Annotated in this window: 25 protein-coding genes and 2 pseudogenes; 17 read left to right on the top strand and 10 right to left on the bottom strand. The window is 55.6% G+C overall.

The features are described from left to right. The 11 genes and pseudogenes from fliI to rcsA all read left to right on the top strand — a co-directional run. Positions 1 to 655 (top strand): annotated as a pseudogene (gene fliI, locus DOU50_RS06000) (flagellum-specific ATP synthase FliI); the annotation flags it as partial. Positions 656 to 676: 21 nt separating this feature from the next. Further along, complete coding sequence (fliJ, locus tag DOU50_RS05995; RefSeq protein ID WP_023312304.1) at positions 677 to 1,120, top strand: flagellar export protein FliJ; 444 nt, start codon at positions 677 to 679, stop codon at positions 1,118 to 1,120. Further along, positions 1,117 to 2,349 carry a flagellar hook length control protein FliK gene (fliK, locus tag DOU50_RS05990; protein ID WP_148769028.1) on the top strand — a complete coding sequence of 411 codons (1,233 nt, stop codon included), beginning with the start codon at positions 1,117 to 1,119 and terminating at the stop codon, positions 2,347 to 2,349. The genes fliJ and fliK overlap by 4 nt, the downstream gene beginning before the upstream one ends. Before the next feature lie 106 nt (positions 2,350 to 2,455). Next, positions 2,456 to 2,926, top strand: coding sequence for a flagellar basal body-associated protein FliL (gene fliL, locus DOU50_RS05985; RefSeq protein WP_024909761.1), 471 nt, complete (start codon positions 2,456 to 2,458; stop codon positions 2,924 to 2,926). Between the two features lie 4 nt (positions 2,927 to 2,930). Next, the gene (fliM, locus tag DOU50_RS05980) at positions 2,931 to 3,935 is read left to right on the top strand and encodes a flagellar motor switch protein FliM (protein WP_023336184.1); all 1,005 of its coding nucleotides are present in this window, start codon (positions 2,931 to 2,933) and stop codon (positions 3,933 to 3,935) included. Then, on the top strand, positions 3,932 to 4,345 hold the full coding sequence (gene fliN / locus DOU50_RS05975) for a flagellar motor switch protein FliN (RefSeq protein WP_008500318.1): 414 nt from the start codon (positions 3,932 to 3,934) through the stop codon (positions 4,343 to 4,345). Before fliM ends, fliN begins: the two co-directional genes overlap by 4 nt. Positions 4,346 to 4,347: 2 nt before the next feature. Continuing rightward, entirely contained in the window at positions 4,348 to 4,722 is a 375-nt protein-coding gene (fliO, locus tag DOU50_RS05970; RefSeq protein ID WP_032641435.1) for a flagellar biosynthetic protein FliO, read from the top strand. Then, positions 4,722 to 5,459, top strand: coding sequence for a flagellar type III secretion system pore protein FliP (gene fliP, locus DOU50_RS05965; protein ID WP_024909733.1), 738 nt, complete (start codon positions 4,722 to 4,724; stop codon positions 5,457 to 5,459). Before fliO ends, fliP begins: the two co-directional genes overlap by 1 nt. A gap of 9 nt (positions 5,460 to 5,468) precedes the next feature. Then, entirely contained in the window at positions 5,469 to 5,738 is a 270-nt protein-coding gene (gene fliQ, locus DOU50_RS05960) for a flagellar biosynthesis protein FliQ (protein WP_008500315.1), read from the top strand. A 7-nt stretch (positions 5,739 to 5,745) separates the two neighbouring features. Further along, a pseudogene (gene fliR, locus DOU50_RS05955) lies at positions 5,746 to 6,538 on the top strand (flagellar biosynthetic protein FliR); the annotation flags it as partial. Positions 6,539 to 6,826: 288 nt separating this feature from the next. Continuing rightward, complete coding sequence (gene rcsA / locus DOU50_RS05950) at positions 6,827 to 7,450, top strand: transcriptional regulator RcsA (RefSeq protein ID WP_008500313.1); 624 nt, start codon at positions 6,827 to 6,829, stop codon at positions 7,448 to 7,450. Positions 7,451 to 7,551: 101 nt separating this feature from the next. On the opposite strand, the gene dsrB is transcribed toward rcsA, so the two are convergent. Then, positions 7,552 to 7,740, bottom strand: coding sequence for a protein DsrB (gene dsrB / locus DOU50_RS05945; protein ID WP_008500312.1), 189 nt, complete (start codon positions 7,738 to 7,740; stop codon positions 7,552 to 7,554). A gap of 129 nt (positions 7,741 to 7,869) precedes the next feature. Here dsrB and yodD point away from each other — a divergent pair, with 129 nt between their 5' ends. Then, positions 7,870 to 8,097 carry a YodD family peroxide/acid resistance protein gene (gene yodD, locus DOU50_RS05940; RefSeq protein WP_148769029.1) on the top strand — a complete coding sequence of 76 codons (228 nt, stop codon included), beginning with the start codon at positions 7,870 to 7,872 and terminating at the stop codon, positions 8,095 to 8,097. Positions 8,098 to 8,397: 300 nt separating this feature from the next. Then, positions 8,398 to 9,198, top strand: coding sequence for a mannosyl-3-phosphoglycerate phosphatase-related protein (locus tag DOU50_RS05935; protein ID WP_148769027.1), 801 nt, complete (start codon positions 8,398 to 8,400; stop codon positions 9,196 to 9,198). Here the strand turns inward: DOU50_RS05935 and dgcQ are convergent. From dgcQ to DOU50_RS05920, 3 genes are all read right to left on the bottom strand, one after another. Then, positions 9,195 to 10,883: a cellulose biosynthesis regulator diguanylate cyclase DgcQ gene (gene dgcQ / locus DOU50_RS05930; protein ID WP_148769026.1), complete on the bottom strand. Its 1,689-nt coding sequence runs from the start codon at positions 10,881 to 10,883 to the stop codon at positions 9,195 to 9,197. The two genes, DOU50_RS05935 and dgcQ, sit on opposite strands and share 4 nt — an antisense overlap. A 73-nt stretch (positions 10,884 to 10,956) precedes the next feature. Then, complete coding sequence (locus DOU50_RS05925; RefSeq protein WP_148769025.1) at positions 10,957 to 11,139, bottom strand: YodC family protein; 183 nt, start codon at positions 11,137 to 11,139, stop codon at positions 10,957 to 10,959. Between the two features lie 78 nt (positions 11,140 to 11,217). Next, positions 11,218 to 12,129 (bottom strand): DUF808 domain-containing protein, encoded by a 912-nt coding sequence (locus tag DOU50_RS05920; RefSeq protein WP_148769024.1) that lies wholly within the window; start codon positions 12,127 to 12,129, stop codon positions 11,218 to 11,220. Between the two features lie 178 nt (positions 12,130 to 12,307). Here DOU50_RS05920 and yedA point away from each other — a divergent pair, with 178 nt between their 5' ends. Next, on the top strand, positions 12,308 to 13,222 hold the full coding sequence (gene yedA / locus DOU50_RS05915) for a drug/metabolite exporter YedA (protein ID WP_148769023.1): 915 nt from the start codon (positions 12,308 to 12,310) through the stop codon (positions 13,220 to 13,222). On the opposite strand, the gene DOU50_RS05910 is transcribed toward yedA, so the two are convergent. The 3 genes from DOU50_RS05910 to DOU50_RS05900 all read right to left on the bottom strand — a co-directional run bounded on the left by DOU50_RS05910 (position 13,194) and on the right by DOU50_RS05900 (position 15,844). Then, complete coding sequence (locus DOU50_RS05910) at positions 13,194 to 13,685, bottom strand: very short patch repair endonuclease (protein ID WP_148769022.1); 492 nt, start codon at positions 13,683 to 13,685, stop codon at positions 13,194 to 13,196. The two genes, yedA and DOU50_RS05910, sit on opposite strands and share 29 nt — an antisense overlap. Beyond that, the gene (locus DOU50_RS05905; RefSeq protein WP_148769021.1) at positions 13,666 to 15,081 is read right to left on the bottom strand and encodes a DNA cytosine methyltransferase; all 1,416 of its coding nucleotides are present in this window, start codon (positions 15,079 to 15,081) and stop codon (positions 13,666 to 13,668) included. Before DOU50_RS05905 ends, DOU50_RS05910 begins: the two co-directional genes overlap by 20 nt. Positions 15,082 to 15,142: 61 nt before the next feature. Then, positions 15,143 to 15,844, bottom strand: a complete 702-nt coding sequence (locus tag DOU50_RS05900; protein WP_148769020.1) for a phosphohydrolase — start codon at positions 15,842 to 15,844, stop codon at positions 15,143 to 15,145. A 284-nt stretch (positions 15,845 to 16,128) separates the two neighbouring features. Between DOU50_RS05900 and ompC the strand changes: the two genes are divergently transcribed. Next, on the top strand, positions 16,129 to 17,271 hold the full coding sequence (ompC, locus tag DOU50_RS05895; RefSeq protein WP_148769019.1) for a porin OmpC: 1,143 nt from the start codon (positions 16,129 to 16,131) through the stop codon (positions 17,269 to 17,271). A 55-nt stretch (positions 17,272 to 17,326) separates the two neighbouring features. Here the strand turns inward: ompC and DOU50_RS05890 are convergent, their stop codons facing one another. Then, on the bottom strand, positions 17,327 to 18,190 hold the full coding sequence (locus tag DOU50_RS05890; protein ID WP_148769018.1) for an N-acetylmuramic acid 6-phosphate etherase: 864 nt from the start codon (positions 18,188 to 18,190) through the stop codon (positions 17,327 to 17,329). Positions 18,191 to 18,354: 164 nt separating this feature from the next. On the opposite strand from DOU50_RS05890, the gene DOU50_RS05885 reads away from it, so the two are divergent. After that, entirely contained in the window at positions 18,355 to 19,971 is a 1,617-nt protein-coding gene (locus DOU50_RS05885) for a sensor histidine kinase (RefSeq protein WP_048990629.1), read from the top strand. Further along, complete coding sequence (gene dcuR / locus DOU50_RS05880; protein WP_023336197.1) at positions 19,968 to 20,687, top strand: two-component system response regulator DcuR; 720 nt, start codon at positions 19,968 to 19,970, stop codon at positions 20,685 to 20,687. The genes DOU50_RS05885 and dcuR overlap by 4 nt, the downstream gene beginning before the upstream one ends. On the opposite strand, the gene DOU50_RS05875 is transcribed toward dcuR, so the two are convergent. Together DOU50_RS05875 and DOU50_RS05870 are read right to left on the bottom strand one after the other, a co-directional pair. Continuing rightward, positions 20,668 to 21,630, bottom strand: a complete 963-nt coding sequence (locus DOU50_RS05875) for an FAD:protein FMN transferase (RefSeq protein WP_148769017.1) — start codon at positions 21,628 to 21,630, stop codon at positions 20,668 to 20,670. The genes dcuR and DOU50_RS05875 overlap by 20 nt on opposite strands. A gap of 94 nt (positions 21,631 to 21,724) precedes the next feature. Next, positions 21,725 to 22,404, bottom strand: a 680-nt coding sequence (locus DOU50_RS05870; protein ID WP_148769016.1) for an FAD-binding protein, incomplete at its 5' end; no start/stop codon positions are given.

Here is a 22,404-nt window from a genome sequence, read left to right as displayed (position 1 = left end):
GGACGTGTCGCCGCTGCTGCGTATGCAGGGTGCCGCGTATGCCACCCGTATTGCCGAAGATTTCCGCGACCGCGGCAAGCACGTGCTGCTGATCATGGATTCCCTGACCCGCTACGCGATGGCGCAGCGTGAAATCGCGCTGGCCATCGGTGAGCCACCGGCGACCAAAGGCTACCCGCCTTCGGTCTTCGCCAAACTCCCTGCCCTCGTTGAGCGCGCGGGGAACGGCATCAGCGGCGGCGGCTCCATCACCGCGTTCTATACGGTACTGACCGAAGGCGATGACCAGCAGGACCCGATTGCCGACTCCGCGCGCGCGATCCTTGACGGCCATATTGTGCTGTCGCGTCGTCTCGCCGAAGCCGGACACTATCCGGCAATTGATATTGAAGCCTCTATCAGCCGCGCAATGACGGCGCTGATAACCGAGAAGCACTACGCCCGCGTGCGTAACTTTAAACAACTGCTCTCCAGCTTCCAGCGCAACCGCGATCTGGTCAGCGTGGGGGCGTATGCCAAAGGCAGCGACCCGATGCTCGACAAAGCGATTACCCTGTGGCCGCAGCTGGAGGCATTTTTGCAACAAGGCATTTTTGAACGCGCCGACTGGGAAGATTCAATTCAGGCACTGGAGCTGATTTTCCCGCAGGTGTAACACAGGTGGAGGGCGAAGGTCATGGCGCAAAACAGCGCGTTATCAACGCTGAAAGATCTGGCTGAAAAAGAAGTTGATGATGCCGCATTGCAGCTTGGCGCAATGCGACGCGGGTGCCAGCAGGCTGAAGAACAGTTGAAGATGTTGATCGACTATCAGCATGAATATCGCACCAACCTCAATACCGATATGACACAGGGCATTGGAAGCCAGCGCTGGATTAACTATCAGCAGTTTATCCAGACGCTGGAGAAGGCGATAGATCAGCATCGCCAGCAGCTTAACCAGTGGACCCAGAAAGTCGATACCGCGCTGAATTTCTGGCGTGAGAAGAAGCAGCGGCTGCAGGCCTGGCAGACTTTACAGGACCGACAGATCGCGGCAACGACCCTGGCGGAAAACCGTCTGGATCAGAAGAAAATGGATGAGTTTGCCCAGCGCGCATCAATGAGGAAACCGGAATGATCACACTGCAACAACTGCTGATGAGCGACAGCGACCTGTCAGGTGGCATGCAAACAGGGAAAGGCACCGACGGTGCACAGGACTTTCTCTCTCTGCTGGCGGGCGCCCTGTCGGACGCAACGGGCAAGGGCAAAGATGCGCCGCTGACCCTGGCTGACCTGAAAGCCGCCGGCAGTAAGCTGTCAAAAGTGGCTCAGGACGCCAAAGGGGATACCACCCTGCAGGCCAAAATTGCCGACCTGCTCTCGCGCCAAACCGCGCTGAATGGCAATGAAACGTCGCCCATCACCTCGCTTGATACGCTGGTTTCCGGGCTGGTTCCGCTGTCTAAAGGTGACGCACTGAAGACGCTCAATACGGCAAACAGCAAGGATGACGGTAAAAGCGAGCTGAGCGAAGAAGAGCTGGCCGGATTGAGCGCCCTGATGGCGATGCTGCCGCACCAGCAAACTACCGCCTCTCGCGTGGCGGGCAGTGACGGCGTTTCGGCCACCGCAACGCTGAATTCCGCGACGCTTTCGCACAATGGTGCGGACCAACCGTCCCTGAACGCGCCTGCGGGAAGCCATGATAAAGCGCAGAATTCTACGCCTTATCAGAGCCAGGTGAAAAATAACGAACCTGCCCTGTCGGGCAACGCGCCGACAACCCCGGCCCTGGCCGCGGCGGCAGAGAAGCAGGAGCTCGCCAGTTCCTCCTCCTCAGCCTCCCCAACGGCTACCCTGGCACCGATTATGTCCAGCCATGCGACCAGTCAGACGGCCGCCACCGTCGCCACCGCGCCGGTGTTAAGCCAGCCTCTGGGCACCCACGAATGGCAGCAATCCCTGAGCCAGCACATCACCCTGTTCACTAAACAGGGCCAGCAGACAGCCGAGCTGCGTCTGCACCCGGAAGATCTGGGTCAGGTGCAAATTTCGCTTAAGCTGGATGATAACCAGGCGCAGCTGCAGATGGTCTCTGCGCACAGCCATGTTCGTGCGGCGCTGGAAGCCGCGCTGCCGGTACTGCGGACCTCACTGGCGGAGAACGGCATTCAGCTTGCGCAGAGCAGCGTCAGCAGCGAGAGCTTTGCCGGGCAGCAGCAGTCCTCATCCCAGCAGCAGCACCAGGCTTCGCGTTCCGGCAACGCCGGCGGTTTTAATGAAGAGAGCGATGAACTACTGCCTGTTCCTGCTGCCCTGCAATCCGCCGCACGCGGTAACAGTGCCGTAGACATCTTCGCCTAAACGCCAGAGGTAGCGTGATTATCCCCGTCTTTTCCACGCTTTGACGACAGCAGGACACGGGATAATCACCTTATTAAGCTGTACCGAAACAGGAAGCTCGTATCAGATGACTGACTCCGCTATCACCAAAAAAAGTAAGCGCTCCATCTGGATCCCGCTGCTGGTGTTGATCACGCTCGCCGCCTGCGCCACCGCGGGCTATAGTTACTGGCGTATGCAGCAGAAACCTACCACCGCTGCAGCCAAAGCTGAAGCGCCGCCTCCGCCGGCTCCAGTTTTCTTCCCGCTGGATACCTTCACCGTCAATCTGGGTGATGCGGATCGTGTGCTTTATGTTGGCATTACGCTGCGCCTGAAAGATGAAGCCACTCGTTCACGTCTGAACGATTACCTTCCGGAAGTGCGCAGCCGCCTTCTGCTGCTGTTCTCTCGTCAGGACGCTTCGACGCTGGCCACCGATGTGGGTAAGCAAAAGCTGGTCGACGCCATTAAACAAACGCTGGCGACCCCGCTGGTAAACGGCCAACCTAAGCAGGAAGTCACTGACGTTCTGTATACAGCATTCATTCTGCGGTAACGACATGGGCGACAGTATTCTTTCTCAGGCAGAAATCGATGCGCTGCTCAACGGCGACAGCGATAACAATGATGATCCTAAACCGGGTATTGGCGGCGATAGCGATATTCGTCCCTATGACCCGAATACCCAGCGTCGCGTGGTACGTGAACGTCTGCAGGCGCTGGAGATCATTAACGAACGTTTTGCACGTCAGTTCCGTATGGGGCTGTTTAACCTGCTGCGTCGTAGCCCGGATATCACGGTCGGTGCGATCCGCATTCAGCCGTATCATGAGTTTGCCCGCAACCTGCCGGTGCCAACCAACCTTAACCTGATTCATCTGAAGCCGCTGCGCGGCACCGGTCTGGTGGTGTTTTCCCCAAGCCTGGTGTTCATCGCGGTGGATAACCTGTTCGGCGGCGACGGGCGTTTCCCGACCAAAGTAGAAGGTCGTGAATTCACCCACACCGAACAGCGCGTCATTAACCGCATGCTGAAGCTGGCGCTGGAGTCTTACAGCGACGCGTGGAAAGCGATTAACCCGCTGGAAGTGGAGTACGTCCGTTCTGAGATGCAGGTGAAATTTACCAATATCACCACCTCCCCGAACGATATCGTCGTTAACACCCCGTTCCACGTGGAGATCGGTAACCTGACCGGCGAGTTCAACATCTGCCTGCCGTTCAGCATGATCGAACCGCTGCGCGAGCTGCTGGTTAACCCGCCGCTGGAGAACTCCCGCAACGAGGACCAGAACTGGCGTGAGAACCTGGTCCGCCAGGTCCAGCATTCGCAGCTTGAGCTGGTGGCGAGCTTCGCCGATATCCCGCTGCGGTTATCTCAGATCCTGAAATTACAACCCGGTGATGTTTTGCCGATAGAAAAACCCGACCGCATTATTGCCCATGTGGATGGTGTCCCCGTGCTGACAAGCCAGTACGGCACGATTAACGGTCAGTATGCGTTACGCGTTGAGCACTTGATCAACCCGATTTTGAATTCGCTGAATGAGGAACAGCCCAAATGAGTGACATGAACAATCCGTCCGATGAAAACAGCGGAGCACTGGACGATCTGTGGGCTGACGCGTTAAACGAGCAAAAAGCGACCCCGGCCAAAAGCGCAGCGGATGCCGTATTCCAGCAGCTCGGCGGCGGTGATGTCAGCGGCACGCTGCAGGACATCGACCTGATTATGGATATCCCGGTTAAGCTGACCGTTGAACTGGGACGCACCCGTATGACCATTAAAGAGCTACTGCGCCTGACGCAGGGTTCCGTGGTGGCCCTTGACGGTCTGGCCGGTGAGCCGCTGGATATTCTGATCAACGGCTATCTGATTGCTCAGGGCGAAGTGGTGGTGGTGGCCGATAAATACGGCGTACGTATCACCGACATCATTACCCCGTCTGAACGTATGCGTCGTCTGAGCCGTTAAGCATGAAAACCCAGGCAACACTATCGCAACCTTCTGCCGTTCCCGGCTCGCCTCTGCTCCAGGTGAGCGGGGCGTTGTTCGGTATTATTGCCTTTATTCTTATCGCCGCCTGGCTGGCGAAGCGCTTTGGCCTGGCGGGTAAAACCGCCGGTGCCCGCGGCCTGAAGGTCAGCGCCAGCACCACGCTGGGGCCACGCGAACGCGTGGTCATCGTCGAGGTGGACGACGCGCGTCTGGTTCTGGGCGTAACGGCCTCAAACATCAGCGTATTGCATAAACTGCCGCCCGCCCCTGCTGTGGTGGACGAGCGTGCAGACGCCCCTGCGGATTTTCAGTCCGTCATGAAGAGTTTGCTTAAGCGTTCCGGGAGATCCTGATGCGACGTTTGTTATCCCTGACGCTTGCGGGCGTTGGCCTGTTTGCTCCCGCGGTTTATGCACAGCTGCCCGGTCTGGTCTCCACCCCTCTCGCGGGCGGCGGCCAAAGCTGGTCGCTTCCGGTTCAGACGCTGGTGTTCATCACCTCGCTGACGTTTATTCCGGCTATCCTGCTGATGATGACCAGCTTCACCCGCATCATCATCGTCTTTGGTCTGCTGCGAAACGCGCTGGGCACTCCTTCCGCACCGCCAAACCAGGTTCTGCTTGGGCTGGCACTGTTTTTGACCTTCTTCATAATGTCGCCGGTGATCGATAAGATTTATACCGACGCCTACCAGCCGTTCAGCGAAGATAAAATCTCCATGCAGGAGGCGCTGGATAAAGGAGCGCAGCCGCTGCGAGAATTTATGCTGCGCCAGACGCGCGAAGCCGACCTGGCCCTCTTTGCCCGCCTGTCCAACACCGGCGAGCTGCAGGGACCGGAATCTGTGCCAATGCGTATTCTTCTGCCTGCCTATGTCACCAGCGAGCTGAAAACCGCGTTCCAGATTGGCTTTACCATCTTTATTCCGTTCCTGATTATCGACCTGGTGATCGCCAGCGTCCTGATGGCGCTCGGGATGATGATGGTGCCACCCGCGACCATTGCCCTGCCCTTTAAGATCATGCTTTTTGTGCTGGTCGACGGCTGGCAGCTGCTGGTCAGCTCGCTGGCGCAGAGTTTCTACAGTTAAGGAACGGCAATGACACCCGAATCGGTCATGATGATGGGCACGGAGGCGATGAAAATCGCGATTGCCGTTGCCGCTCCGCTGCTGCTTGTCGCGCTGGTTACCGGTCTGATCATCAGTATTCTGCAGGCCGCCACGCAGATTAACGAAATGACGCTGTCATTCATCCCGAAAATCATCGCCGTGTTCGTGGCGATTATCGTGGCCGGACCGTGGATGCTGAACCTACTGCTGGACTATATGCGCAACCTGTTTACCAATCTGCCGTACATCATCGGCTGACCTGACGATGCTGCACTTCACCAGCGACCAGTGGGTTCAGTGGCTCGGCGTCTATTTCTGGCCGATGCTGCGCATCATGGCGCTGATCTCTACCGCCCCCATTCTTAGCGAGAAATCGATACCCAAGCGCGTCAAGGTGGGGCTGGGCATTATCATCTCCATTATCGTCGCGCCCTCTCTCCCCCCTGTGGATATTCCGATCTTCTCGGCGAACGCGGTGTGGGTCGCCCTGCAGCAGGTGATGATTGGCGTCGCCGTCGGCTTTACCATGCAGCTCGCCTTCGCCGCGGTGCGTACCGCAGGGGAACTGATCGGTCTGCAGATGGGGTTATCGTTCGCCACGTTTGTTGATCCCGGTAGTCATCTCAACATGCCCGTGCTGGCGCGCATTATCGATCTGCTCGCCATGCTGCTGTTCCTGTCGTTCAACGGCCATCTGTGGCTTATCTCCATGCTGGTGGATACGTTCCATACGCTGCCGATTGGCGAAAATCCGGTGAACAGCAACGCTTTCCTGGCGCTCACCCGCGCGGCGGGGCTGATCTTCCTGAACGGGCTGATGCTGGCGCTGCCGATCATCACCCTGCTGCTGACCGTCAACCTGGCATTAGGTTTACTGAACCGAATGGCGCCGCAGCTTTCGGTGTTTGTCATTGGTTTTCCGCTGACGCTGACGGTTGGAATTTTATTAATGTCATTACTGATGCCACTTATCGCTCCCTTCTGTGAACATTTATTCGGCGAGATATTCAACCTGTTAGCGGATATTGTCAGCGAACTGCCTCGTAAATAATAGCCCGCACTGTTGCTACTGTCTTTCTGAGGATATTCCTAAAATAAAACGCGAAAAACATCTTCCAGGATATATCTGACGCGGTTTAATTGTTTCTAACCATCTCACAATACTTAATATTTACTTTACTTTAAGAAGATTCCTGGCAAATTATACGTAACTTTACGGGATAGTGAGTCCGCCTGAAAGTCTTTGTCATGCTCACAGGTTTATTATTTTTTTTCCATCCCGTATGGCTGTTTTGAGCTCTCAGGCAGATGGTGAATTATCGTTACGCATTGAGTGAGGGTATGCCATGTCAACGATCATTATGGATTTATGCAGCTACACCCGGCTAGGGTTAACCGGGTACCTGGCAAGCAGAGGGGTAAGAAAGAGAGACATCAACGATGCACACACCGTTGACGAACTCGCAGCCGCTTGTGACGAACTAAAACCAGGCGTGGTGTTTATTAATGAGGACTGTTTCATTCACGATCCAGCCAACAGTCAGCACATTAAGCAAATCATTAATCAGCATCCTAAAACCCTGTTTATTGTTTTTATGGCGATCGCGAATATCCATTTCGATGAGTATTTGTTGGTCCGTAAAAATTTATTGATCAGTTCTAAATCGATTAAACCCGAGTCGCTGGATGACATTCTGGGTGATTATTTGAATAAAGAAGTTAAGAATGTAGGAGCGGTTAACTTACCCACCCTATCATTAAGCAGGACTGAATCAAGTATGCTGCGAATGTGGATGGCGGGACAAGGAACTATTCAGATCTCGGACCAGATGAATATTAAAGCGAAAACCGTTTCGTCACACAAAGGAAATATTAAACGGAAAATTAAAACGCATAATAAGCAAGTGATCTACCACGTGGTACGCCTGACCGATAATGTGACGAACGGGATTTTCGTCAACATGCGTTAGTCGCTTAAGACCCTGTGCACCCTACCTTTGATCTCTGGCCTGGCCAGAGATTTTTGCTTCTATGAGGTTGTCGGGCACGCGCTGTGCTACCCGACGCCGTGCTAGTCAGCTTTCTCAACAAAAATGCCGTCCGGATGCCCCAGTTCGTTAAAAAACCAAATGCCGAGCGGGTAGTCTTCCAGTGATACCAGGTACATTGTACCTTCGCTAAACTCTTCAATTGCCAGCACCACGCCCGGGCGGCGTGGCCCACCGTCCGTTTTAACCGTTACCCGATCGTTGACCTTCATACATTCCTCCTCTGGTTTTGAGCCAGTGTAGAACAAAACGCAAAAACGCACATCGCCGCCCGGCGTGAATGGCGTTTTTATCTACAGTCTATACTTAGCGATGGACCCGGCTGAATGAGGAACCCCGCAATGAAGACCGATAAAGAGTACAGCGACACCATCAAGCGCGAAGTCGAGGTGGATGTCGATGCCCTGCTGGCCGCCATCAATGAGATCAGTGAGTCAGAAGTCCGCAGGACGGACGACAATTCGGACCACGTCATTGTTAACGGAAGGGATTATCACACCTATCGTGAGCTGGCCGAGGCCTTCGAGCTTGATATTCACGACTTTAGCGTGTCTGAAGCCAATCGGTAAGGCGAAAAAAATCCCGGTCATGGGGATGACCGGGATCAAAACTTGCTTATGCAAGAAGCACTTGAAAATTCGTTACACCAGGAAATCTGATGTACACGCCACACTATCCCCAACGAATTTGTCTGACAAGCATATATTCTTATGATGAATATAATATTTTTAACATAATGCTTTTTGTTATGAGCAATAACATACGCCGAATGCGGGTTTGCCAGGGACTGTTCCCATTTCTCCTGTTAACACTTCGGTTATTTTTTAGGAATTTTCTTAGAGAGAAACGCAGCTATCACGGGAGTCACTATGCCTTCACTGCGGGATACCTTGCTGATTTTTTCTGACCTGGATGGCTCGTTGCTGGATATTCATACCTATGAGTGGCAGCCCGCAATGCCCTGGCTGGACAGGCTACTGGATAATCAGATACCGGTTATTCTCTGCAGCAGCAAGACCGCGGCAGAGATGCTGGATATCCAGCAGGATCTGGGCCTGGAAGGCTTGCCTTTTATTGCCGAGAACGGCGCGGTAATTCAGCCTGACGTGCGTTGGGAGAAGGTTCAGCGCCAGATCAGAGGGATGACGCACCGGGATATTCGCCCGCGGGTCGAACATATTCGCCTGCAGACGGGCTTTAAGTTCACCACCTTTGACGACGTGGACGATCGCGTTATTAGCGAGTGGACCGGACTGACGCGCTACCGTTCGGCGCTTGCCCGCAAGCATGAAGCATCCGTCACGCTCATCTGGCGCGATACCGACGAGAAACTGGTTCAGTTTGAAGAGCAGCTGGCGTACAGCGGTCTGAAATGCCTGCAGGGAGCGCGCTTCTGGCATATTCTGGACGCCCGCTGCGGTAAGGACGTGGCGGTTAACTGGCTGATTGCGCAGTACCGCGAGCAGGAAGAGATCGAACCCACCACGCTGGGGCTCGGTGACGGCCCTAATGATGCACCGTTGCTCGACAGCGTTGACTTCGCGGTGGTCATCAAGGGTATTAACCGCCAGGGCATCACGCTACGGGACGATAACCCCGGGCGGGTTTATCACACCCGGCAGCCCGGCCCCGCGGGCTGGCAGGAGGGACTGGATCACTTCCTGTCCTAATCCCGCCAGACGACCCGATTACGGCCGCACTGTTTGGCCTGGTACAGCCGGGCGTCCGCCACGGACTGCAGCTGTTCAAACTCGTAGTTACCCGCTTCATCCGCGCTGCTGACCCCCAGCGATGCGCTGATGCGCAGAGTCGTGCTCTTCTTCACCAGGATCTCCTTGCTGTCGATCCGGCAGCGAATGCGCTCGGCGACGCCTCTCGCCTCTTCCAGACCGATCCCCGGCAGGACAACGCAAAACTCTTCCCCGCCTACACGCCCTGCCACATCATTTTTGCGTAGCGCGCTGGCAATCAGTCCTGCTGTATGCGATAGCACCTTATCACCGGCCTGATGGCCGAAACGGTCGTTGATGTTCTTAAAATGGTCGAGATCGATCTGAATCACCGAGAACGGCAGCGACTGCTGGCGACAGGTTTCCGCCAGCAATTTTGCGCGATCGAACAGCGCGCCGCGGTTATTCAGCCGGGTAAGCGGATCATGCCAGGCCTGCCACTGGAGCGAGTGCTGAAGCGTGTACATGTTACTCACCATCCGACGGATCACCAGCCACGAGATCAACAGCATGGCGGTAAAGAGCGCCCACAGCAGCGCCAAAACGATGCTGATACTGCCGAAGTCGTCCTGCACTCCTTCGTGCAGGGTGTGGATCCGCAGGACAACGCCATCGAAGTGATCGAGCCGCTCCCAGCTAACGAAACGGCTTCCGAGGCGGATCCCGCCGCCGGTAGCGTGCTCAATAGCCTGCGCAATCTGCGCCGTTTCGCGTTCGTCAAAATGGTTAACCGCGTTTTCCGCGTGGGCTGAGGTGGCAATCATATTGAGCCGGGTATCGTACAGCTGATACTCCCCCTCCGTTCGATCTTCCGTCGCATCGGCCAGCAGACGCTGCATCGTGCTCAACGTAAAATCCATCGCCACGACGCCATACCAGTAATGATCGAAATAGATGGGAACGCTGGCGGTGATCGTACGTTCATCATTGGTCCAGGATGAAGGGGTAGAGATAAACCAGCGCACCGCGCGAGCGCGATTGTTCCGTTCCGACTGCTGGGTAAACCAGGACTGCGTGACCAGATGATAATAGCGGGAGGTGATATCACCCGCCTGGTCAGGTGTATCCGTGGAAACGAAAAATCCGGCGCGGGACACGTAGATCACGCGCGCTTCCGTTTGCGCTCTCGATGACGCCAGCCTGAGCAGATACCCCACTTCGAGCGCGGCAGAAATTTCGTGGCTGAGGCGCTCGGCGTCACGATTCAGAAGCGTGGTTTTTTCGACGAACGCGTCCGAAACGCCATTAATGGGAAGGGTGCGTTTTTTATCAACGGCAAGCTGCCAGGTGGGGAGCGTGCGGACGGTCTTAAAGCGTGACACCGCGTTCTGTAATGCATCAAATGCCAGCGGCGTCTGGATTGCATCACGCATGCCCTGACGAAACAACAGCATCCTGTCCACGCTGTTCTGTAACTGCCTGTCCAGCGAACTGGCCACCGTATCCAGATGGTTGCGCTGGCTGGAGATATACGCCTCTTCGAGGACCACCACCTCACGCCAGGTCAGAAGCGTGGAAAACACCAAAACGACCAGAAAACAGAGATTAACAATCAACCCCGGATTGCTACGCTTATGCAGCCATTGCAAAAATGATTGTCTTACAACAAAGGTATCGCGCTGCACACACACTCCATGATGACGGCCTTACACCCGGTACGTGAGATAAAAACGCCCGGCAAAGCCGGGCGTTATGTGATTAAGCCTTGTCCCGCTGGTGCTGCCCTTCCCCCGGCTGAAGCTCATCTTCACGAAATGCTTCCCGCTTGATGCTATAGCCATCGTGCCACCGACATTCCACCATTCCGCTGGAATACCCGGTGACAATCATACGTGGGCCGCCCTTCTTAGGCTTAACTTCATCACTGACCAAAAAGACCATACCTGCCTCCTGTATCAGGGTGAAACTGTTTCAATTTAGACGAGGAATGGTCTTTTTGCATCCCACAACGGGTAACAATTAGTGCGACGTGCCGCGTATTTTTTCAACCAGCTTCACCGCCGCGACCACGATAGCGCCAATGATAAAGCCCAGCACCAGATTCAGCAGCGTGGGCAGAATCGCCGCGACAACGGCCCCCTGCGTCGAGGAAAAATGTTCGATAGCATGGTGCAGCGGCGCAATGCCGTGAACCACGATCCCGCCGCCCACGAGGAACATCGCCAGCGTGCCCACTACCGACAAACTCTTCATCAGCCACGGAGCCAGCACCAGCAGGCTTTTGCCGATGCCTCTTGCTACCGCGCTCGACTTTTCTTCCAGCCAGTAGCCGATATCGTCCAGCTTCACGATCAGTCCCACCAGGCCGTACACGCCTACGGTGACCAGAATGGCGATGCCGGAGAGGATAAGAACCTGATTCAGGAGCGGAGCGTCGGACACGATGCCCAGCGTAATGGCGACAATCTCCGCGGACAGGATAAAGTCGGTCCGAATGGCGCCTTTGACCTTATCGCGCTCGAAGGTTTTCGGATCCTGCGCGGCCAGCGCTTCAAGACGCTGCTGGCGCATCTCCGGCGTATCGCTCTGCTTGCGCGCGCTAAAGGAGTGCAGAACCTTCTCAACGCCCTCGAAGCAGAGAAATGCCCCGCCAATCATCAGTAACGGCGTGATGGCCCAGGGAATAAACGCGCTGATCAGCAGCGCCAGCGGCACCAGAATCACCTTATTCAGGAAGGAGCCTTTTGCTACGCCCCACACCACCGGCAGTTCACGGTTTGCCCTTACCCCACTCACCTGCTGGGCGTTAAGCGATAAATCATCTCCCAGCACGCCTGCGGTTTTCTTCGCCGCCAGTTTACCCATCACTGAAATGTCGTCCAGTAAGGTGGCAATATCATCCAGCAATGTTAATAAGCTACTTCCTGCCAAAATCTTAATCCTTCATTTTTTGGTAATTAAGTGAATAGTATGGAGCAAAAGCGCCAACCCGGAAACAGGCACCTTACGTCAACAAAAAATTCACATCTGCCACACAATTAAAGGGCTCGCCAGCGAGATAGTTTTCGCGTTTACTATCAGCGAACTTTTTATTTCGTCGTGAGGGATTATGCGTTTCCGGCAATTGCTACCGCTTATCGGGGCACTCTTTTCGCTGTACATCATCTGGGGGTCAACCTACTTTGTCATTCGCATCGGCGTGGAGAGCTGGCCGCCGCTGATGATGGCGGGCATTCGCTTCCTCTCGGCGGGCATCCTGCTGCTGGCCTTCCTGCTCCTGCGCGGGCATAAGCTTCCCCCGCTGCGCCCGATGCTGAACGCCGCCCTGATCGGCCTGCTGCTGCTGGCGGTGGGTAACGGGTTTGTGACGATTGCCGAGCACCAGAAGGTCCCGTCCGGGATCGCCGCCGTGGTCGTTGCCACCGTACCGCTGTTTACCCTCTGCTTTAGCCGCCTTTTCGGCATCCGCACCCGCAAGCTGGAATGGCTGGGGATTGGGATTGGCCTGGCCGGCATTGTTCTGCTCAATAGCGGCGGCAACCTGAGCGGGAATCCGTGGGGCGCGGTGATTATCCTGATTGGCTCGATGAGCTGGGCGTTGGGTTCCGTCTACGGGTCGCGTATCGAACTGCCGACCGGCATGATGGCCGGTGCGATTGAGATGCTCGCCGCGGGAATTGTCCTGCTGCTGGCCTCGGCGTTGACGGGAGAAAAGCTGACCACGCTGCCGGACCTGTCGGGCTTTCTCGCGGTAGGGTATCTGGCGCTGTTTGGCTCCATCATCGCCATTAACGCCTATATGTTCCTGATCCGCAATGTCTCTCCGGCTGTCGCCACCAGCTACGCCTACGTCAACCCGGTCGTGGCCGTACTGCTCGGGACAGGACTGGGGGGAGAAACGCTCTCACCTGTGGAATGGATTGCTCTTGGGATCATTGTGTTTGCCGTCGTGCTGGTCACGCTGGGCAAATACTTGCTGCCGGCAAAACCGGTGGTCACCCCTTGCGAGGTGGAGAAACCGTAAGCAGGTGAATGCCCTGCGTGTCGATCTGCGCGGTCTGGCCGCCGCCGCAGATCCACTCTTCCAGCCGTTCGCTCAAATCGGCATCGTTCAGCTTTAATCTGCCTCTCAGCGCACACTCCCAGACGATCAGCACCCGCCAGCCCTGCGCCAGCAGCGTGGTCAGATCCCGCTTGTCGCGCTCGACGTTCTTGCCAATCTTATCCAGCCAGAAATCGGTGCGCGTCGCCGGGACTTTAAACAGATAGCAGTCATGATGGTGCCAGAAACAGCCGTGGGTAAAGATGATGCACTGCCAGGCGTCGATGACGAAATCCGGCCGGCCCGCAAGCGCGGGATCCTGCACGCGGAAGTCAAAGCCCGCCTGCGTCAGCAGCCCGGCCAGTCGCTTTTCGATGGCGGTGTCACGCGTGCCGATGGCACGCATGTTTTTGCTGCGCGTCGCCTTATCGTGAACATCCGTCATTGACGGCCTCACCCTGACGGAGCGCCACCGCCTGTCTGATGCGCGAGGCCAGCAGTTTGGCCACAGCGGCGAACGCGGGAACCACCACCGAATTACCAAACTGGCGGTACGCCTGGGTATCCGAGACCGGAATGCGGAAGCGATAACCCTGCGGCGTTTCAAAGCCCATCAGCCGGGCGCATTCGCGGGGCGTTAAGCGTCGCGGACGGTGACGCTGATTATGCGGATCGTCAAAATCTTTTTCACCCAGCGCCTTGTCCCACCCTCTGTCGATCAGGATTTCCGCGCCGTCTTTGTAGTAGCGAGCAGACAGCGTGCGGGTCACGCTGTGCGGATCGTTCGGGTTTACCATCCCAAAACCGAAGCCGTTACCCTTTGCCTGATGTTTCTTGGCATAGCGGTAGAGGTATTTCCACAGCACCGGGGTGAGGATAAATTTCGCGTCAACGGCGGGTTCCAGCAGGTCGGCCACGGTAGGACGCCGCTCGGGATACAAAGACGGGATATCCCGCAGGGTGAAATCCCCCTTGAGATTGAGATCGCGGCGGAAACCCACCAGCACGATACGTTCGCGGTGCTGGGGCAGGAAATGTTTCCCATCAATGATTTTGGGATCGTCCGCGCCCATGTCCTGTGAATCGGCCACGTCATAACCCAGCTCATCCAGCGTTTGCATGATAATGCGGAAGGTTTTCCCGCCGTCGTGGCTTTTTAAGTTTTTGACGTTTTCCAGTACAAAAATGGCCGGACGACGGGCGTCAATAATGCGCGCCACGTCAAAAAACAGCGTTCCCTGGGTATCACAGGCGAAACCGTGGGCGCGTCCAAGAGCATTTTTTTTAGAGACACCGGCCAGCGAGAAAGGCTGACACGGGAAGCCGGCCAGCAACACATCATGCGCCGGGATCGTCTGACGAATGTGTTCGGCGGCCTGTTCATCGCTCACGCCGCTTTTATGGCTCAGGGTGACATCGCGGATATCCGCGTTGAAATGATGCTCGTGCGGATCGCAGTACCAGTTGGCCTTGTAGGTCCGCACGGCGTGCTTGTTCCACTCGCTGGTAAACACGCACTGGCCGCCGATGGCTTCAAAACCGTGCCGAATGCCGCCGATACCGGCAAACAGATCGATAAACCGGAAGGCATAGTTCGGGTGCGCGGCCGAAGGACGCGGAAGCAGGTTTTGCAGATAACGAAATTCGCCTTCACTCAGGCGACGCCCTGCGCGGTCGCTGGTCAGCAGACGTTTAAGGATCGCCGGGCTCCAGTGGCTCTCGCCGTGCGCCACCAGCAGACTGGCCAGCGTTTTAGCATCATAGATATCCAACAGCTGGCGCAGTAAGGCCTGCACCGTTGCCGTTGATTTCTCAGCCTGCGCGGGCGCGGGCTCTGTCACTGATCGATTTTCCTGCATTCTTTTAACCGGAGAATAAAGACTGGGAACAGATTACCACAGTTCAGTTGCGCAAACTGCGACGGAAGCGGTTCAACACCTGGCTATCCAGCCCGATGCAGTCGCCGTGTAATTCGGCGCTGAGTTTCGCCATAAACTGGATCAGGAAATCGGCATTGTGACGTGCCAGTTCGCGGCCCATTTCCGTTTGCATTGTATCAGGCAATCTCAGCAGCTTGGTCTGAAAATGGTCGAGGGCAAACGCACGGTCGTCGAGGGGACGCGCATCGGCAAAGGGATCGTCGGCGTCAAAAAGCGGCACGCCCAGCGCGCCCGAGATGGCAAAGACGCGCGCCAGGCCGATAGCGCCTAACGCTTCCAGCCGGTCAGCATCCTGCACAATTTTGGCTTCCATACTCTGCGGCGCAATCCCGGCGCTGAAGCTGTGTGCCTCAATCGCGTGCGCAACGGCGGCAGCGTGCTCTGGCGGAAAGTCCGGGAAGTCGCGGCGCAGAATGTCACCCGTCTTGCGTGCTGCCAGCTCTGATGACCGGCTGCGTTCGGGATGGTTTTTCGGCAGGCTGACAATATCGTGAAAATAGCATGCGGTCAGGATCACCAGCGGCTCCACCGTGTGGTGAACCATGATTTTTTGCGCCGTCATCCAGACCCGTCGAAAATGCGAAATATCATGTGCGGTATCGTCGGTGCTGTGGTTTTCCTCGAGCCAGCGCTCAAATCTGTGCTGCCACCGGGCAAGTTCCATCGTCATGTCCTGTTGTTTCAATGAGAGTGAAATATAAAATAGCTGAATTAAAACAATTTAAAAATAGAATTCCGAAATACTTAATAATAATTACATCATATAAATTCAATAAATTAATTCACTGGAAAAATAAAGAGATTAATGGAAATATTTAGCAATATTTCATCGAATTTAATTACATTTATTTTTGAAACTAAATGACATCTTCTGGAATAGTATCGACCCTGTAATTACGGAGAGTGATTACATATATTCATATAAATTATCTTTTAAAGGAATATATAATGAAAAGAAAAGTTCTGGCAATTCTGGTACCCGCGTTATTAATGGCAGGCGCAGCAAATGCGGCTGAGATGTACAACAAAAACGGCAACAAAGTTGACCTGTACGGCAAAGTCGATGCGCGTCACACCTTCTCTGACAACCCTGGCGACGACGGTGACGAAACCTATGTGCAGATTGGTTTCAAAGGCGAAACCCAGATCGCTAACGACCTGATCGGTTACGGTCAGTGGGAATACAAAACCTACGCTAACGATACCGAAGGCGCGGGTGACAAATCCTTTAACCGTCTGGCATACGCTGGCCTGAAATATGGCGAATACGGTTCATTTGATTATGGCCGTAATTACGGTGTCGTGTATGACGTAGAAGCCTGGACCGATATGCTGCCTGTATTTGGCGGTGACTCTTACACCTGGACCGATAACTTTATGAACGGTCGTGCGAACAATCTGGCAACCTACCGTAACCAGGATTTCTTCGGCCTGGTTGAGGGGCTGAATTTCGCGCTGCAGTATCAGGGCGCGAATGAAGGTCAGGATCCTTCAGAAGATCAGGAAGGTACTAAAAACGGTCATGATAATGTTCGTTTCCAGAATGGCGACGGCTTCGGTATCTCTACCACCTATGACTTCTCTGGCGATCTCACCGGTCTGAGCCTGGGTGCGGCGTACTCTTCTTCTGATCGTACCAACAAGCAGGTTGGATACGGTAAAAGCTATGAAAGCATCGGTTATGCGGGTGGCGAAAAAGCTGAAGCCTGGACCGTTGGCGCAAAATACGATGCTAACAGCGTCTACCTGGCAATGATGTATGCTGAAACCAGCAACATGACGCCAATCGGTAACTTTGGTATCGCCAACCAGACTCAGAACTTTGAAGCGGTTGCTCAGTACCAGTTCGACTTCGGTCTGCGCCCTTCCCTGGCGTGGGTCTACTCAAAAGGTAAGGACCTGGACGGTAAAGGATTCAATCAGGATCTGGTTAACTACATCGACCTGGGCATGACCTACAGCTTCAACAAAAACTTCTCCACCTATGTTGATTACAAAATCAACCTGCTGGATAACGACGAAGCGCTGTATGACGCATACGGTATTTCCACCGACGACATCGTTGGCGTAGGCATGACCTACCAGTTCTAATCTCCAAAAATACCAAAGGCCGCAATTGCGGCCTTTTTTATATCTTCACTTTATATTACGGCGCTTCCTGCAGCGCCACGCGGATAAACCCGTTATTCTGCGCCAGCAGTTCATGGGCTTTCCACGCATCCAGCCCTGTCAGCACCATTAATACCGCCGTCTTACAGTGATGGTTACAGCTCTCCAGCGCGGCTTTTGCCTCCGTCCTGCTGCATCCCCCCGCTTCCATCACAATCGCGATTTGTCGTTCAGCCCATTTGGTTGTGCCTGCCTCAAGATCCACCCGCAAGTTGCTGTAAACCCGCCCGGTTCGGACGGCCAGCCCAGTGGCGATCATCGAGAGGATCATTTTCTGCGCAATCCCCGCTTTGGTGTTGAGATAGCCTGCGACGACGTCGGCCCCCAGCTCCGGAGCGATAACCATGCTCGCCAGCTGTGCAGCTTCACTTTGCGCATCACCGGTGATAATGGCGACCGGTGAACCCAGCGACCACGCATGGCGCATTGCCCCCCAGACCCACGGCGTTTTTCCGCTGACGGTCACGACCAGCATCATATCGTGTTCACCAAACTTGATGGCCTGCAAATCGGCAACGCCATTCTCGTAGCTCCCTTCACCTTCTTGTGCCGTAACGGCCACCACCGGGGTTTTGCCCGGCGCATAATCATCGGCAACCTGTTGCGCAATGCGCCCTGACGGCCCAGCGCCAACGATGACCAGTCGACCGCCGTGGCTGAGCGTCGCAGCGGCGTTGTCCACCACGCGGGCGAGAGTAGGTAAACAGGGGGTAATCGCAGCAGAAATGAGTGCATCATCCTGGTGAATGACTTTCAGCATGTCCAGCGTGGACAATCTATCAATATTCATCGTGCTGGCGTGCCGTCTTTCCTTGACCGAACCGGTAAGCATAATGCTCATAAACAGCCTCCTTATTATGAGTACCCACACACTATAAAGTGTTTTATATAGATGACCTGCGAGGAGGGTCACGAAAAGAGGACCAAATCCACGCCTTTACATGGCTTTAAGAAAAGCGCGTCATCGGCGATAATTACCCCTTTCTTAATCATCGCGGAGTGTTGATGAGCGATTTGCAGCCTTTCCTTTCGACGCGCAAGCGCCCCATGAAACTGAACACGCTGGTCACGTTGATGGTGTGCGCGATTATTGCCTCTGTGCTGCTGGTGGTCTTTGCGCTTTACTCCGTACAAATCACCCGGGCGACCCGCGATGATGTTAAAGACACTGCGCTCGGCATTGCCCGCACCCTCGCCGACAGCCCCGAGATACAGCGCGGCCTGATGCAGGCACCGCAGGAGAATATTATTCAGCCCATCGCCCAGGCGGTGACAAAACGAAACGATCTGCTGTTCACCGTGGTCACCGATATGCGCGGGATCCGCTATTCACACCCGAACGAGGCGCTGCTGGGGCTGCATTTTATCGGCGATGATTTAACCCCCGCGCTGGAAGGCAAAGAGAACGTATCGGTTAACCGGGGCGCGCTCGCCGAAGCGCTGCGCGTTTTTACGCCCGTCTACGACGGCCAGCACGAGCAGATCGGCGTGGTGGTGGTCGGTATCTCCCTGAATAAGGTTGAAGAGCAGATTGCCCGCGGGCGGCTAAACGCCGTCTGGACCATTTTATTCAGTATTTTTATGAGCTCCATGGCAATTTGGGGCCTGGTGCGGGTACTGAAACGCATCCTGTTCGGACTCGAACCTTACGAAATTTCCGCCCTGTTCGAACAACGTCAGGCGATGCTACAGTCGCTTCGGGAGGGGGTGCTGGCCGTCGATATTCACGGACGGGTGACGATGATCAACCAGACCGCCAGAGAAATATTGCTTCTCCCCTCCGGCAAGCAGACCGAAAACGCCAGCGCGCCCCTGCTGGCCAGCCTGCGTGAAGTCTCAAAGACGGGCGTCGCGCGCCAGGATCAGGAGATCAGCTGTAACGGGCGTCTGTTGCTGTGCAATATGGTGCCCGTTAAAAGTCAGGATCGGGTGATCGGCGCCATCACCACCTTCCGTGATAAAACGGAAATCAGCCAGCTGATGCAGCGTATTGATGGCATGGTCAACTACGTCGACGCCCTGCGCAGCCATACGCACGAGTTTATGAATAAACTGCATGTGATCCTGGGCCTGCTGCACATGAAGCGCTACGACAAGCTGGAAGAGTACATCCTGCAGACGGCACAAAATTACCAGACGGATATCGGTACGATACAGAGCAAGGTAAAATCCCCGGTTATCGCCGGGTTCCTGCTGGGTAAAATCAACCGGGCGAAAGAAGCGGGCGTCACCCTGACGCTGGCAGATGAATGCCAGATACCGGATACAGCGAGTGAAGAGCAGGTCGCGGTGCTGATCACCGCGCTGGGTAACCTCATTGAAAACGCGCTTGACGCGATGGAAGGACAGCAGGAAGGTGAGATCGGCCTGCTGCTGCATTATCAGAATGGCTGGCTAAGCTGTGAAGTCAGCGACGATGGCCCCGGCATTGATCCCGCTCAGCTGGAGTCTATTTTTACCAAGGGCTTCTCAACAAAAGGTGAAAACCGCGGCGTTGGGCTGTTCCTTGCTCGCCAGCAAATCCAGAACCTCGGCGGCGATATCACCGTCGAGTCTGAGCCAGGCGTATTTACCCAATTTTTTGTTCACATCCCCTGGGATAGCGAGAGGAATATCGCGTGATAAATGTATTAATTGTCGATGATGACGCCATGGTAGCCGACCTCAACCGTCTGTATGTCAACCGTGTTGAAGGTTTTAGCTGCTGCGGCGTCGCCTCCACGCTAAACCAGGCCGAGGCCATCATTAATAACCCCGGGCAGCCTGTCGATCTGGTGCTGCTGGATGTCTATATGCAGCAGGATAACGGTCTGGATCTGCTGCCCGTTATTCGCGCATCCGGTCGCCCAATCGATGTGATTATGATCTCGTCCGCTGCCGACGCCGCCACGATCCAGACCTCCATTCATTACGGCGTGGTGGATTATCTGATCAAGCCGTTCCAGTTCCCCCGCTTTGAAGAGGCGCTGAACGGCTGGAAGGCAAAGCACAATCTGATGGGTTCGCACCAGTATTATGAGCAGGCCGACGTCGACCGGCTGATCCACGGCGGGGCGCCGGAACTGGCCGACAGTAAAAAGCTGCCGAAGGGGTTAACGCCGCAAACGCTGCGCACGATTTGCCAGTGGATTGACGCTCACCCGGAGACGGAGTTTTCTACCGATGACCTGGCAAACGCCGTCAATATTTCCCGCGTGTCCTGCCGTAAGTACCTGATTTGGCTCGCGCAAATCAATATTCTGTTCACCAGCATTCATTACGGCGCCACCGGCCGGCCGGTGTATCGCTACCGTCTCCAGCCGGAGCAAACCGGCCTGCTCAAGCAATACTGTCAGTAACGCGGTAGTCGTTATCCAGCAGAGTAAAGCGGAAGTGGTGCATCGAGGAGATCACCACTTCTTTTGTTTTGGTCACAAAGATGGCTTCAATATCGGGGCGCGCGCGCAGGGCGGCACAGCCCTTCTCCACGCCCATGCCGTACATCAACGTGGTCCAGATATCGCCGTCGATGGAGTCTTTCGAAATAATCGTCACGCTGTCCAGTTCGTTGTCCAGCGGATACCCGGTGCGCGGATCGAGAATGTGGTGATAGCGCCTGCCGTTTTGTTCGAAGTAGCGCTCGTACGTTCCCGACGTCACGACGGACAGGTTCTCTACGGTCATCGTGCCGATCAGCGCGTCACCGGCGAACGGTTTTTTCAGCCCCACGCCCCAGCCGCCTTCCGGCGAGCCTAACGTCTGGATGTTTCCGCCAAGGTTGATCAGCCCCAGCTCAGCCCCCTCTTTACGAAGGTAATCACGCACCCTGTCGGCGATATAGCCTTTGGCGATGGCCCCCAGATCGATCTCCATCCCCGCCCGGGTCAGAAACACGCTGCTGCTGGCCTCATCAAGGAGAACATCCTCTGGGCGGGTCATCGCCAGCAGCGACGCGATTTCATCGGCAGGCGGAACGCTGTCCCCCTGAAAACCAATCTTCCAGCGCTTCACCAGCGGACCGATCGCCAGATTAAAGGCGCTGTCCTTGAGCAGGCTTGCCGCTTTTGCACAGCGGATCAGCTCAAACACCGGTCGGCTGACGGTAACCGGATGCTGACCGGCCGCGTGATTGATGTCCATCACCTGCGAGTGCGCTCGGTTGACGGTGAGCAGGTCTTCATACTGTTTGATCAGGCGAAACACGCGGGACGCGAGGGCTTCGTCATGGGAGAAGAGCTTCAGGAGGATGGGTGAGCCCATCAGGACGGCGGAGTAGCTGTAAACGCGATGGCTATCAGGCATGGTATGAGTCCTCAGATGTAGCCCCGGCAAGCACCGCGCCGCCGGGGAAAATGCCGGATAGCGCTGCGCGCATCCGGCCTACATAGCAGGTGCCTTACCTCTTTTTCGAACGCAGAGCCGCCTGATGTCCTGCAAGGGTACCAAAAATAATGATATCTGCCACCGCGTTACCGCCGATACGGTTGCCGCCGTGGATCCCGCCGACCACTTCACCGGCCGCAAACGCCCCTGGCAGCACGTTGTGGTTGCTGTCCAGCACGCAGGTTTCGGTGTTGATGGTCACGCCGCCCATGGTGTGGTGCACGCCCGGCGCAATCTGAATGGCGTAGAACGGCCCTTCGTTGATCGGTGCACGCAGCGCGGTGGTACGACCAAAATCGTCATCGTGCTGTTTCTCAACGAAACCGTTGTAACGTTCCAGGGTCGCGAGGAAAGCGTGGTAATCCATGCCGAGCGCTTCTGCCAGGGCTTTAGGCGAGCTGGCGCTGGTCACGAAGCCTTTGGCAATGTACTCATCCGCGGCTTTGTTTTTGGCGCGTACGTGCTCGTCAAAGACGATGTAAGCGTATTTATCCGGCAGCGCGATGATTGACGCCGAGACTTTATCGCGGGTCGACATTTCGTTGTAGAAGCGCTCCCCTTTCTGATTGACCAGAATCGCCCCGCCGCCGCGGATGGATTCGGAAATCAGGTACGAGGTTTTCTGCTCGACGGTTGGGTGAATTTGGATTTCGCCCATATCCACAGTGCCCGCCCCGATGCGTTCCAGCAGCG

The sequence above is a fragment of the Enterobacter sp. C6 genome (assembly GCF_008122455.1).
GTDB classification, from domain to species: Bacteria; Pseudomonadota; Gammaproteobacteria; order Enterobacterales; family Enterobacteriaceae; genus Enterobacter; species Enterobacter pseudoroggenkampii.
This window is presented reverse-complemented; position numbering and strand designations above follow the sequence as displayed.

Coding starts and splice junctions, on each gene's coding strand:
- yedA (WP_148769023.1), top strand. CDS start 12,308: ATGCGTTTCCGGCAATTGCTACCGCTTATCGGGGCACTCTTTTCGCTG.
- DOU50_RS05875 (WP_148769017.1), bottom strand. CDS start 21,630: ATGCCTGATAGCCATCGCGTTTACAGCTACTCCGCCGTCCTGATGGGC.
- fliQ (WP_008500315.1), top strand. CDS start 5,469: ATGACACCCGAATCGGTCATGATGATGGGCACGGAGGCGATGAAAATC.
- DOU50_RS05890 (WP_148769018.1), bottom strand. CDS start 18,190: ATGAGCATTATGCTTACCGGTTCGGTCAAGGAAAGACGGCACGCCAGC.
- DOU50_RS05935 (WP_148769027.1), top strand. CDS start 8,398: ATGCCTTCACTGCGGGATACCTTGCTGATTTTTTCTGACCTGGATGGC.
- DOU50_RS05885 (WP_048990629.1), top strand. CDS start 18,355: ATGAGCGATTTGCAGCCTTTCCTTTCGACGCGCAAGCGCCCCATGAAA.
- fliK (WP_148769028.1), top strand. CDS start 1,117: ATGATCACACTGCAACAACTGCTGATGAGCGACAGCGACCTGTCAGGT.
- fliM (WP_023336184.1), top strand. CDS start 2,931: ATGGGCGACAGTATTCTTTCTCAGGCAGAAATCGATGCGCTGCTCAAC.
- fliL (WP_024909761.1), top strand. CDS start 2,456: ATGACTGACTCCGCTATCACCAAAAAAAGTAAGCGCTCCATCTGGATC.
- fliN (WP_008500318.1), top strand. CDS start 3,932: ATGAGTGACATGAACAATCCGTCCGATGAAAACAGCGGAGCACTGGAC.
- ompC (WP_148769019.1), top strand. CDS start 16,129: ATGAAAAGAAAAGTTCTGGCAATTCTGGTACCCGCGTTATTAATGGCA.
- fliP (WP_024909733.1), top strand. CDS start 4,722: ATGCGACGTTTGTTATCCCTGACGCTTGCGGGCGTTGGCCTGTTTGCT.
- DOU50_RS05900 (WP_148769020.1), bottom strand. CDS start 15,844: ATGGAACTTGCCCGGTGGCAGCACAGATTTGAGCGCTGGCTCGAGGAA.
- dsrB (WP_008500312.1), bottom strand. CDS start 7,740: ATGAAGGTCAACGATCGGGTAACGGTTAAAACGGACGGTGGGCCACGC.
- yodD (WP_148769029.1), top strand. CDS start 7,870: ATGAAGACCGATAAAGAGTACAGCGACACCATCAAGCGCGAAGTCGAG.
- fliJ (WP_023312304.1), top strand. CDS start 677: ATGGCGCAAAACAGCGCGTTATCAACGCTGAAAGATCTGGCTGAAAAA.
- DOU50_RS05925 (WP_148769025.1), bottom strand. CDS start 11,139: ATGGTCTTTTTGGTCAGTGATGAAGTTAAGCCTAAGAAGGGCGGCCCA.
- fliO (WP_032641435.1), top strand. CDS start 4,348: ATGAAAACCCAGGCAACACTATCGCAACCTTCTGCCGTTCCCGGCTCG.
- DOU50_RS05910 (WP_148769022.1), bottom strand. CDS start 13,685: ATGACGGATGTTCACGATAAGGCGACGCGCAGCAAAAACATGCGTGCC.
- rcsA (WP_008500313.1), top strand. CDS start 6,827: ATGTCAACGATCATTATGGATTTATGCAGCTACACCCGGCTAGGGTTA.